We start from the raw sequence: 12,726 nt of genomic DNA on the forward strand, positions 1-12,726 counted from the left end.
GGGCTTTCTTGAGCAGGTTTGTTAAACCTTGGTACTTGTAACAAAAGAAAACCCCGGGTTCAAACGATCCCGAGGTTTACACTTCCTCTATTTTTTGATTTAGGTAATGTTGTTATCTCAATCCTATATGGTCAAAGAAGACGGTACCAGACCAGCCTGTCTCCTGGAAAGTGATTTTCTCTATATTTTCTACGTCGACATCTGCTAATGGAATCTTGAACTCTGACCACTCTCCTTCGGCTACTTCTACGCTCATGGAAAAGCCGTCATTTACGGTCATATTGAAAGTTTGACCTGCTGTTCCTTCAGTACCAAAAACCACGAAGGTTAGCTCTGAATAGTCAGCAGTAGCAATAGAGCCATTGGCAATATTTAAAGCTCCCCATGAGCCGCTAAAGTCTAATTTGATAGAAGCATCACCTTGTCTGGCATTATCGCTACTAGCCAGGTCTGCTACGCTTCCCCAGCCCCAGTTCTGCCAGCTATCTGCAAAGCCATCACCGTAAATGGTATAGCCTAGGTCAGGTAGCGGAGGAAGGTCACCAATAAAGCTTAGGGCTTGCTCAGATTCTATGGTTACACCTGAGAATGTAAGCAATGCTATTTTGCCTTTATTTGCTCCGGCAGGAATACTTAAAACGATTTCCGACTCTGACTGTGAAATGAATACAGTATCTTCTCCTGAGCCTTTGAAAACTACAGCTTTCACAAGGTCAAGATCAGTACCATTGATGACAAAATCTTCGTCACGGTCGGCAGGATTTGGCCCAAAACTAGAAATGGATGGAAGGTTAATCTCCAATTCTGTTTCTGAGCTTACGGTACCAAACTCGGTACCGCCATATTCTAATGCTACAGTTCCGGCCAAGGCTTCCATAGGAACCTTTACCTGGATTTCATTGATACTTTGTCGTTCAAATTCAGTGACTTCTACATCTCCACCAAACCAGATAGATGTTACCCAGTTGAGATAATTTCCTTTGATAGAAATCACAGAACCTGGCTTTGCTGTGGCAGGAATTTCAGAGATGGTCGCAGTTACCCCGAAACTCAATACTGTTTTCGACATGATAAGCGTATCACTGGTTCTAAGTCCAATAAGACCTTCTTCTGCAGTAAGAGGTACCTGTAGTTCTATTTCCTCCTTGCTTTGAGAAATAAAAGAAGAACTTTCTACAGTAGCATTCTCCATTTCTACTGCCAGTACCTTATCAAGGTTAAGTCCTATAAATCGGATATTTTCTCCAGGCTGTACACCAGTAGGGCCAAAGCTTAGAAGTTGAACTTCATCAGAAACCACCGTTTCTTCTTTTTCACAAGAGCTAAGTCCTACGAATAGAACCGCTAATGTTAGTAATGAAGTAGTGAATTGATTTAAAAATTTATTCATCTGTTCGTTATTCTTTAGATCGTTTCGTTTGACTTACTCTGCAATAGTTTTTGGAACAATTCTAAAATTGTCAAAAGACATGTCACAGTCTAATTCACCAGGGCCATGGAAAAGCAATCTGGTGTAATATCCGTCAGGATTGACGGTCAATTCAAAACCTGAATCGGCATACGCAGAAGCCAATTCTTCAAAAGGAATAACTACTGTTTGCCATTCTCCTTTGGTGTCATATGGAGGGTTCCATACGTACTGATCATTATTAAAATCAGTTAAGCCAAATGAGAATTTGATGATGTTTGAGTTATAAGGTTTTTGTGTGTTTAACTCAAACTTCAGGTTATAATCATCAGGATTGAGAATAGCGTCATCAGGAATGTTTTTGCTGATGTCTCCCATAGCATCTGGCGGACCACCTGCTACTTCTTTCCATTGCCAGCCACCTATAACCTCATTTACTCTGATATAGTTGCCATTAATGGCCGGTGGGTCTCCTGCCGAAGGGTTTTCTACTACCAGATCGTAGTTCCACCATCCAGAGAACGGATCACTACTGATGAAGATATTTCTATTATCTCTAAACCAGAAGTCTGATTTGGTCTCACCAAAATTAGAGGCGATAGTTATCTGGCCAGGTTCAGCCCCTTCAGGAACTCTCACTTTTAGAAGACGATCTTCTACGTCAACTAGCTCACCCTGTACTCCACCAGCAAAGGTTACAGTAAGAGGGGCATAGAAGTAATTTCCTCTGATGGTAGCTACCTCACCGGCTGCCACATATTCACAAAACATGTTTTGAATAAAAGGCTCACTGATATCTACTACGAAATCATGAGTAAGCGAATCTCCACCTTTGAAATAAATAGTTAGCGTATTGCTGATTTCATTAGGAATATCAGAAGGGACACTTACCAGAATAGTTTCTTTGGTAATGTAAGTAGGAGTAAGTGAAGCTTGTTGGTCGTTAAACCATAGCTCTTGTGCATCCTGTAAGTTGGTACCTACTATGGCTATCAATGCTCCTTGACTGGCAGAAACCAGCAAAGAATCTGAAGAGGCAGGGTCTGTTACCCTTATATAGCTAATAGAAGGTTTTCCATTATTAGGCAGGTCTTCATCCTGACAGGAGAACACCCCGAAAGCTACTGCCAGCGTTAGTACCGCTGCCAGTAGTCTTTTGATGTATATTGATTTATGTATACTCATTTGTTAAGGCGATTTATTGTTGGTAGTAGTCTACAGAAGGTTTAGAAAGGTTAGGTGCCTGACTTAATTCTGCTGCAGGAATTGGCAGAAGGAAGTTTCCGCTGTTGGCATTAATGGTTCTTTCTGTAAACCATTCAGTTTTAGTGGCTTCCCAGCTCGTAGGATCAGGGAATTGATCTGGCACAATAAAGAAGATTCCTCGATCTTGACTGTTCAGTATGTCGTAAACCTTGTTTGGGTTATAGTAATGCATACTTACCATATCGTACCAAGCCATACCTTCCATGGCAAATTCACATAGTCTTTCCTTAAAGATGATATCCATGGTCAATGGATCTTCTACAGGAGGAAGTCCTGCACGGGTATGCACAGCATTGAAGTATTCTAAGGCTTTTGCGTCTGTAGTAGACTCCTGATTACCCAATGTAGCTTCTGCATAGATAAGGTAAAGTTCAGCTAATCTCTGCATATAGGTATCATGACCGTAGTTTTGTTGAGCCGCATTACCACCTACATCTTTGGCTTTGCCGGTGATGTATTTTTTGATAGCGATATAATTTCCACCATTATCTACAAAAGGGTACACCAACTCCTGTTCTCCTCCATTAATAGATTGAGTTATTTCAGGATAATGGAAACCCGGAAGCATAAATGTAGCTTTAAGACGTTGGTCAATTGTTCTACCCGTCATTACGCCATTTTCGTCAACATCGAAACCTTCGTATTGACTTAGCATCCACCAGGTACCACCTTTATCACCACCCCAGCCATCGCCATTGGCAATATCTGAGCTATACGCCAGATAGGCAGGAGTAGAGTTTTGAGCTCCCCAGGCATTTTGAGCATAAACCCACTGAAGAGAGAATAAAGACTCTTCATTATTATCGTAAGGGTATTTGAACAAGTCTTCATAATTGGCCATTAGGGCATGACCACTTTGAGTAATAACGCGGTCAGCGTAATACTTAGCACTATCCAGCATGACTTGGTCTCTACCATTCGGAGAAGCTCCTAAGCCAGCTCTGGTTAGGTAGAATCTGGATAACATTCCTTCTGCAGACCATTTAGTCACACGTCCCTCACGAACAGGCGTTTCAGGAAGATCCTGAGCCGCAGCTCTCATTTCAGAGGTAATAAATTTCCAAACGCTTTCAGAAGTGTTTCTTGTCAAAGAGGTATCTGAAAGAATTTCAAGGTTGTTCTCAATGATAGGAACATCTCCCCAGTTCATCACCAGGAAACGGTAAGCCAAAGCTCTCATAAAGCGTGCTTCAGCAATTCCCATCTTTTTGATTTCAGGAGAAACCTCGTCGCCAGCGTAACGTTCAATATTGGCGATTGCCAGATTAGATTGACCCACTACATTATAAAATGCTCTCCAAGCGAAACCATTTTCAGGTGTACTACCTGTGGTATTGAAGAGTACATTACCGCGGTCATTCCAGGCCGAGAAGGCTGTTCCGGCTCTGAAGTCTCCAAGGTTGTAAGATGCTTTATCATTATAGTCAAACCACACTTTGCTGTATAGTAAAGCCGTGGCGGCTAAAACCTGGTCGTCAGTTTTATAAAAACCGGCATCCACTATTGAATCCACTGGTGGACGGTCCAGGAAGTCTTCGCTACAGCTCACCAGAGCAAAGAGCGAAGCAAACATGATTGGAAGTATATATTTCAATTTTTGCATTGTCTTAAAAGTCAAGGTTTAAGCTGAATGAATAAACAGGAGTAAGAGGGTATCTACCATAATCAAGACCAATAGCTTGGTTTTGAGAAGAAACATCACGACCTACATAAGCACCTACTTCAGGATCAAAACCGCTGTATCCGGTTAATGTCCAGATATTTTGACCACTGATAGACGCTCGTGCTCCTTTGATCACGTTTTGCTTTGAAAGGAAGCTACTCGGAATTTGATAGCCAAGTGTTACATTTTTTAGTCTCAGGAATGATCCATCTTCTACCCACTTGCTGGTATGATTGGTATAATTGCCATTGGCATCTGTCACATTAATTCTTGCGACGTTTGTACCAGGATTTTCAAGTACCACCTCACCGTCTTCATTGGTGATTGGTCTTGCGTAATTCATGGCATTAATCATCAAGTTTCTACTCAGATTAATCTGATTTGGGTTGCTATTAATACGAGCAATCTGGTTATAGATGTCGTTCCCGTAAGTACTGGTAAAGAGTAAACTCAGGTCAAAACCTTTATAAGAGAAGGTATTGGTGAAACCTGCAAAGAATTCAGGCCAAGGGTTACCGATGGTTGTGATATCTTGCTCAGTGATAACTCCATCACCATTCACATCTTTCCATTTTACGTCACCTACCCAAATCTGATCTTCAGAGATGGCTCTTTCAGCTCCACTGTTATCTACTGGTAAAGCACTCGATTCTATTTCTGAGATAGACCCGAATATGCCTTCTTCTACATACCCTCTGAATAACCAAGGTGCTGAACCTACTTCTGAACGCTGAGTCCAGTCATTTAGCCACCAAGAAGTACGATCTACAAAAGCATTATCTGAGTAGAAGGATCTGATGGTGGTCTTAAATGCAGAAATGTTAAAGTTGCTATTCCACTTAAATCCATTCTTATTGATGTTAACTGTATTCAGCGTAAAGCCAAATCCTTTGTTCTGAAGAGAACCAATGTTTACCGTAGGTGCTCCTACAGAACCTGTACCATTAGTACCCATGTACCAAGGTAATGGCTGCCCCATTAGAAGGTTGTCAGTGTTTTTGATGTAATAGTCTAATTCAAATTGAATTCGATTATTGAACATCGCCACATTGATACCAATATTATCAGTTTTGGTTTCTTCCCATTGTAAGTTAGGGTTACCATATCTTCCTGGCAAGAATCCTGTTCCTGTTGGGGTAGGAGCAGTAGTTAATGGAGCATAGATTCCTCCACTTCCCTGATTACCCGTAACGCCGGTCTCTAATCTCAGTTTTAGTTCATTGATCACATTACTGTTAAAGAACGGCTCTTGCGAGATTCTCCATGCAGCTGAAACCGAAGGGAAAACACCCCACTTATTATTATCACCAAAATTAGCCGAGCCATCTGTTCTCACTGTACCCATGACGATATAACGATCATTGAAGTTATAAACCGCTCTACCCAAGTATGACTCCATGGCCCATACACCAGAGCCACCACTATTGCTAGCCGTAAGGGCGTCACCTGCGTTCAGGTCAAGAATGTCATTGGTAAGGAAGCCTAAACGAGATGAGCTAAGATTTTTCCAAGTAGATGCCTGAGACTCGTGCGTAGCCATCACATTGATATTATGCTTGCCAAAGGCTTTGTTATACTGAAGCATCTGGTTCCAGTTCCAGTATGTATTCAGGTTTGAGCCTGAAGTCAATCTAGCGTCTACATTTTCCGCCCATCCTATTTTATAAGTAGGTACGTAGTAAGTAGAGTTTCCAAAACCGAGGTTGGTATTGAAATTACTGCTCGCTGTCAAACCTTCTGCCAGCTGTACTTTGAAAGTCAATCCAGCTAAAAGTTGTCTTCTTACCAGATTATTGGTCGTCAAAGTCGCAATGGCGATTGGATTCACTGGAGCGAAGATGTTAGCTCCATTGGTATCATCACCGCCACCCCAAGTGCCGTCAAAATTCTTCACAGGAATCTGAGGAGAAAGCTGAAGGGCATTTGAAATGATATTCTCCTGAGAAGTTGTCAGGTTTTCGTTGGTTTGATTAAAGCTAAAGTTGGCTCCAATGTTAAACCATGATCTTGGCTTGCTGTCTAGGTTCAAGCGGATACCGTATCTGTTAAAACCTGAGCCAATGGCCACACCATCCTGATCCAGGTATTCACCTGATAGATAATATGTGTTTTTAGCAGTACCACCACTCAGACTTAGCTGGTGCTTATTCATTGGTGCACTTCTAAATAGCTCTTGCTGCCAATCTGTACCTGCTCCCAGCAAGGCCGGATCTTGGAATTCACCTGGTACTTCACCACCTGTAACGGCATTATACTCGTTGACCATAGTGGCATATTCGTTCAGGTTCATTACCTGAAGTTCTTTAGGTGATGTTTGCAAGCTGTATTGGAAACCGTATGCAATTTTTGCATCACCTTCTTTACCTCTTTTTGTAGTGATCAGTAGAACACCATTGGTCGCTCTTGATCCATATATGGCTGTAGCTGATGGTCCCTGAAGTACTTCAATTGACTCGATATCTGACGGGTTAAGACCAGCAAGTGGGTTAGAAGAGCTTTGTGATCCATAGTCTGCAGATTGACCCGGAATTTGTACACCATCAATAACGTAAAGTGGTTCATTGGTACCATTGATAGAGTTTACCCCTCTGATATTTACAGAGATTCCACCGCCAGGCTGTCCGGAGTTTTGAGTGATATAAACACCCGCTGCTCTACCTTGAATTGCTTGTTCAATTGTGGTGTTGATCGTTTTTTCTATTTCTTCTGAAGATACAGAGGTTTGAGCGGTGGTAAGGTCAGCTTTTCTCATTTCACCATAACCTACTACCACTACTTCTTCCAAAGTCTGGTTATCTGGCTCCATGCTTACATTGATAACCGTCTGATTTCCTACCAGAACTTCCTGAACTAAATAGCCAACAAACGAGAAGGTCAATACTGCACTCTGGTTATCTACCTGAAGAGTATACTTGCCATCTACATCAGTGCTGGTTCCTTTCTGAGTTCCTTTGATGAGAACACTTACTCCCGGTAGGCCCTGTCCAGTTTCATCCGTTACAGTACCGGTTACTGTAGCCATTGGAGCTACCTTATATTCCGGTGAGTCTACAGACTCAAAATTGACCTTATTCGTAAAGCCTCCTATTGGTACATAACTTTTTGATGAGCTCAATGCTTCCAATTCTTTTGATTTACGAGACTTTCTCTTCTTCAAAACAATGGTGCCATCAATGAATGAATAGGCGATAGGTTGCCCTTCAAAAATGGTGTTTAGTGCTTTAGTAAGCTCCACATCATTGGCACTGTAAGTTACCTTCTCGCCTTTATCAAAAATGCGTGAGCTGTAAAGGAAATTATACCCTGTTTGTTTTCTGATTTCTCTGAAAACCTCCGGGTAATCGCTGTTCTCAAAATGCAGGCTGACTTTCTGAGAGAAGCCACCGGCACTTACTTGCATGAGTGTTACGAAAAGCAATAAGCTGGTCAGTTTCATAACTTTCATAAGTTTAGAGTTGGACCGAACAAAATAGTTCAAAGTCTGATGCCTCTGTTTTAATGCGGCATCCTGAAATGGTAATTGTAAATGCATACGCAGTTTTAGGTAAAAATGTATTATTTCTGTTAGGTAGGTTCATAAGGCAGTTTCGTCTGGTTTTAGGATGAGTCTTACCTCAAAGTATTTTCAATTTATCTTTACATGTTATGTGCTTAGTTAAGATGGTTCAAAGTGATTTAAACACCTTGTAATGATCTAACTCTTATCTGTTTCTCTTCTATCTCAAATGAAACATCGCCACCTTCCTCCAAAAGCTTGATTACAGTTTTAAGAGGCATTGATTTAGGGATTTCACCGGTGAAACGCTCATTGCTGGCATTATTGACATAGATAGTTTCGAAATCGTACCAGCGTGATAGCTGACGCATTATTTCAATGAGTTCGGTATCTTCAAAATTGAAGTATCCGTCTTTCCACGACACTTCTTTTTCAATATTGATATTCCGTATACTTATTTCTTCAGAAGCTCTGTTTAACACAGACTGCTGGCCGGGAGAGAGAATTATGCTTTCTTCTGGCGACTTACTGGCTGATCTCACTGCTACCTTTCCTTCTAAAAGGGTGGTTTTGGTGAGTTGCTCTCCGGCATAAGAAGAAACATTGAAGTGTGTTCCGAGTACCTCAATAATTTGGGTGTTTGAGTGAACTAAGAATGGTACTCTTTTTTTATTTCTGACAAGCTTAGCGACTTCAAAATATGCCTCTCCTTCAAGTTCTACAATACGTTTGTTTTGGTCAAATTGTGAAGGAAAATGAAGCTGAGATTCAGCATTGAGCTTGACCAATGATCCATCAGGAAGAATTATTTGTAGCTCTTTAGATCTTGGTGTTTGAAAGGTTAGTTCCTGATTTTGATTGCCAACAAGTTGATAGATACCACTTTCATTTTGGCTCAAAGAAATCCCCTTTTCCATATTTAAGGAGGCTATTCCTTCATTAGTCAGTTTATACTGGCTGCCATCAGCTAGCTGTAAAGTGGTAGTGGCTTCTATTGGTATATCTTTTTTGCTTGAGATAAATTCAAACCCATCTAGAGTTGTATTTTGAATAAAGAAATAGCCAAATACTCCTACCAAAAGAACTGCGGCTGCTGCTACCCAGTTTCTTTGGATAGTAAAACGTCTGGTATGGGTTTGAGTCTCTAATTCTATTAAATCAAGCTTAGCTTCTATTTTATTGATCAGCTGATCAAAGCTCTTATTGCTTTCCTGAATAGGCAATGAATTATAGTAGAAGAGGATTTCTTCTTTTTCTAAATCAGAGCATGATTTAAAGTACTTTAGGAATTGGTCGTGAGCTTCATTGGTGTACTGGCCACGTTGGTATTCCTGAAGGAATTTCTTGTATTCAATAGGGTTCATTGACTACATGACGTAGCAAAAAAATAAAGAGACCCCTCAGAATAGAAAAATTTTAAGAAAAAGTTGATGAATACCATACTGAAAGACTAACGATCACAAATAATGTGTCGAAGTAGCTTAGTCCTCCAATCTCAGTTAAGTGGTCTTTAATGCTTTTACGAGCTGTATATAATTGTTTTTTAACCACATTTTTAGAGATGCCCATCTTCTCAGCAATTTCATCAAGTGACATTCCCTGGAAAGCACTCATCTGAAAGATAAGTTTTCTTTTTTGTGGCAATCTACTCATCGCCTCTTCTACAAAAACAGTGGCTTCCTGATAGACCAACTCATTTTCTTGATCAGGAGATGCCAAAAGCTCATTTTCAATCTTGTTGATTTCAACAAATGATTTTTGTTTTCTGTAATAATCGATGACAAGATTACGACTGGCAGAGTATAGGTATGCTTTAAAGGATTCAACTTTTATCAGTTGTTCTCGTTTAAGCCAGATTTTGATAAAAAGCTCCTGAACCAGTTCTTCGGCATCCGACTCCGATTTGGTAAAAAGGTAGATGGTTCTGTATGCAAGATCAAGGTAGTTTGAATACAGTTCAGTATAGGCAGTTCTGTTCCCTTGGGCTACTTTTTTAAGTAAACCAGTTTCATTTGGATTAATGTTTTTGAATTCTTTACCCACCTGTTCTTCTGCCTCTATCTACTCAGGAGTAGTTATTTAGCCGTAAATATAGGACTAAACATATGGAAATTTGACTTATTCCCAAATTGACTTAGAAGTTCTCCTGTAAATTTTAGATTAATGGGGTACAAAAAAGGGACGGTATATACCGCCCCTTTCTAATAGATTTATATCAGTCCTAAAAGTCTTCGTCAAGACTGAATGTATTGTCTTCTTTTGAAGAAGTAACACCGGCTTTTTGATAATCACCCACTCTTTTTTCAAAGAAGTTTGTTTTGCCCTGAAGTGAGATCAGTTCCATGAAATCAAATGGATTGGCGGCGTTATAAACCTTCTTAAGATTTAACTGTTCAAGTAAGTGATCTGCCACAAATTCAATATACTGACACATGAGATCTGAATTCATACCTATCAATGATACTGGTAATGCATCGGTAACAAATTCTTTTTCAATCTCTACTGCATCCTGAATGATTTTGTAGATATCTTCTTCAGGAAGTTTATTTTGAATATGGTCTGTGTACAGTAAACATGCGAAATCTCTGTGCATTCCTTCATCTCTTGAAATCAATTCATTTGAGAAGGAAAGACCAGGCATTAAACCTCTCTTTTTAAGCCAGAAAATTGAACAGAAAGAGCCTGAGAAGAAAATACCTTCTACGGCTGCAAATGCGATTAGTCTTTCAATGAAGTTGCCATTTTCTATCCAACGCATGGCCCAATCTGCTTTCTTTTGCACGCACGGAATATGCTCTACGGCATTGAGTAGTTTATCTCTCTCTTCGGAGTCTTTGATATACGTATCTATCAATAGAGAGTAAACCTCCGCATGTATATTTTCAATAGCAATCTGGAAGCCATAAAAACATTTTGCTTCGGCATATTGTACACCAGAAATAAAGTCTACCGCAAGGTTTTCATTTACAATACCATCAGAGGCAGCAAAGAAGGCCAAGACGTGTGAAATGAAATGTCTTTCACCGTCATTTAGCTGCTCCCAGTCTGTTAGGTCCTGAGCCAGATCTAGCTCTTCAGCAGTCCAGAAGCATGCTTCGGAATTTTTATAAAATTGCCAGATATCGTGATGTTTAATAGGAAATATGACAAATCTGCTCGGATCATCAATCAGCAACGGTTCTGTTTGTCTTAGTTCTATATCAGTCATTTTTTGAAGTTTACAAGGTTCTAGATTCGGTTATGCTTTTTACTTTTTGGCATGGCTTTCAGTTATTTCAAAGTTATGGCATATTTCAGTTTACTACAAGCTTGAAAGACATGACTATTTTTTAAGAGTTTAAATTATTTGTGTCAAAACTTATGTAGAAGACTGTTTAACACCATTTGATGAGAAATAAAAAATCTCATTAAATATTGATATTTTTGTAAACACTGAACAAGAACCCCAAAAACTAAGCCCCATAAACAATGAGACGATCTTCCGGTTTAAAAATGAGAATTATACTCGGTCTTGTAATGGCCGGTATAGCCTTGATAAGTTATTACGGGAAAACGCAGGTAAATCCTGTGACCGGTGAAAAGCAGCAAGTAGGCATGAGCCCAGAACAGGAAGTGGCCATGGGATTACAATCTGCCCCTCAAATGGCTCAGGAATATGGTGGTCTTTACCCTGATAATAAATTACAGAATCAAATAAAGGGTGTGGGTAATAAGCTTGTTAGAAACTTCAATAGTGATTTGGCTGCTCAGGGTGTTTCCAATCCCTATCAATTTGATTTTCATGTTTTAAGAGATGGTCAAACAGTAAACGCTTTTGCCCTTCCCGGCGGACAGATTTTTATTACGGCTGGTTTACTAAGCCGTCTTCAAAATGAAGATCAGTTAGCCGGGGTATTGGGACATGAAATTGGGCATGTTGTGCATAGGCATTCAGCCCAGCAAATGGCTAAAGGAGAGTTTTTCCAAGGCTTGGCTGGTGCTGCTACGGCGGCCAGTGGGAGTTACGGTACTTCTCAGGTGGCTAATTACGTGGCTCAAATTAAAATGATGAAGTTCGGCAGAGATGATGAATTGGAAAGTGATGAGTTTGGAGTTCTGTATCTAATGAAATCAGGTTATGAACCTGAAGCCATGATTGAGGTTATGGAAATTCTTGCAGAGGCTAGTGGGGGTGATATGAATAGAGATGAATTTATGAGCTCTCATCCTAGCCCGGCAAATAGAATTTCAAAGATCAGAGAACACATCTCAAATTATAGGAACTAAATTTTTTTAAAGACTACTGAACTAGTAGTCTTTCTTTTTAGTTAGACATATGTAACAACATACAATGTAAATACAATTAAAATGTCAAATTGGAAAGTAGATGCCTTGCACTCTGATGTGCAGTTTAAAGTAAAACACCTAATGATCTCTACGGTAACAGGTGATTTTAAAGATTTTGATGCTTCTCTTGATGTAGAGGGCGATGATCTTGAAAAAGCGAATGTTGAGTTTACGGCTCAAATAAACTCTATCAGCACGGGTAATGAAGATCGAGATAATCATTTAAAATCAAATGACTTTTTCAATGCAGAGGAATTTCCTCAATTGGCATTTAAGTCAAAAGAATTAAAAAAATCAGGGTCAGACAATGAATATAAACTGAGTGGTGATTTAACGATTAGAGATATTACCAAACCTGTAGTTTTGGATGTAGAATACGGAGGTCAAATGACCGATTTCTATGGAAACGAAAAAATGGGTTTTGATCTGACTGGTAAAATCAATAGAAAGGAGTTTGGACTCACTTGGAATGGCGTAACCGAGGCAGGTGGAGTAGTAGTGAGTGATGAGGTCAAACTGATTCTGAATATCCAGATGACAAAGAGCGTGAAATAAATGGTTAAGGGT

Annotated in this window: 9 protein-coding genes; 2 read left to right on the plus strand and 7 right to left on the minus strand. The window is 40.0% G+C overall.

The genetic code is table 11. The annotated features are described in order from the left end of the window. Positions 1–112: 112 nt before the first annotated feature. The 7 genes from ACUXV0_RS13960 to ACUXV0_RS13990 all read right to left on the minus strand — a co-directional run bounded on the left by ACUXV0_RS13960 (position 113) and on the right by ACUXV0_RS13990 (position 11,041). Positions 113–1,390, minus strand: a complete 1,278-nt coding sequence (locus ACUXV0_RS13960) for a hypothetical protein (RefSeq protein WP_446190176.1) — start codon at positions 1,388–1,390, stop codon at positions 113–115. A 33-nt stretch (positions 1,391–1,423) separates the two neighbouring features. After that, entirely contained in the window at positions 1,424–2,593 is a 1,170-nt protein-coding gene (locus tag ACUXV0_RS13965; protein WP_446190177.1) for a glycan-binding surface protein, read from the minus strand. 13 nt (positions 2,594–2,606) lie between these two features. Further along, the gene (locus ACUXV0_RS13970) at positions 2,607–4,277 is read right to left on the minus strand and encodes a RagB/SusD family nutrient uptake outer membrane protein (RefSeq protein WP_446190178.1); all 1,671 of its coding nucleotides are present in this window, start codon (positions 4,275–4,277) and stop codon (positions 2,607–2,609) included. Positions 4,278–4,281: 4 nt separating this feature from the next. Further along, positions 4,282–7,773 carry a TonB-dependent receptor gene (locus ACUXV0_RS13975; RefSeq protein ID WP_446190179.1) on the minus strand — a complete coding sequence of 1,164 codons (3,492 nt, stop codon included), beginning with the start codon at positions 7,771–7,773 and terminating at the stop codon, positions 4,282–4,284. 239 nt (positions 7,774–8,012) lie between these two features. Further along, entirely contained in the window at positions 8,013–9,197 is a 1,185-nt protein-coding gene (locus ACUXV0_RS13980) for a FecR family protein (protein ID WP_446190180.1), read from the minus strand. Between the two features lie 52 nt (positions 9,198–9,249). Beyond that, on the minus strand, positions 9,250–9,876 hold the full coding sequence (locus tag ACUXV0_RS13985) for an RNA polymerase sigma factor (protein ID WP_446190181.1): 627 nt from the start codon (positions 9,874–9,876) through the stop codon (positions 9,250–9,252). Positions 9,877–10,054: 178 nt separating this feature from the next. Further along, the gene (locus ACUXV0_RS13990; RefSeq protein WP_446190182.1) at positions 10,055–11,041 is read right to left on the minus strand and encodes a ribonucleotide-diphosphate reductase subunit beta; all 987 of its coding nucleotides are present in this window, start codon (positions 11,039–11,041) and stop codon (positions 10,055–10,057) included. Positions 11,042–11,301: 260 nt separating this feature from the next. Here ACUXV0_RS13990 and ACUXV0_RS13995 point away from each other — a divergent pair, with 260 nt between their 5' ends. Both ACUXV0_RS13995 and ACUXV0_RS14000 read left to right on the plus strand, forming a co-directional pair. Next, complete coding sequence (locus tag ACUXV0_RS13995) at positions 11,302–12,099, plus strand: M48 family metalloprotease (protein WP_446190183.1); 798 nt, start codon at positions 11,302–11,304, stop codon at positions 12,097–12,099. 81 nt (positions 12,100–12,180) lie between these two features. Continuing rightward, positions 12,181–12,714, plus strand: coding sequence for a YceI family protein (locus ACUXV0_RS14000; protein ID WP_446190184.1), 534 nt, complete (start codon positions 12,181–12,183; stop codon positions 12,712–12,714). Positions 12,715–12,726 lie beyond the last annotated feature (12 nt).

It is taken from the genome of Jiulongibacter sp. NS-SX5 (assembly GCF_052828545.1).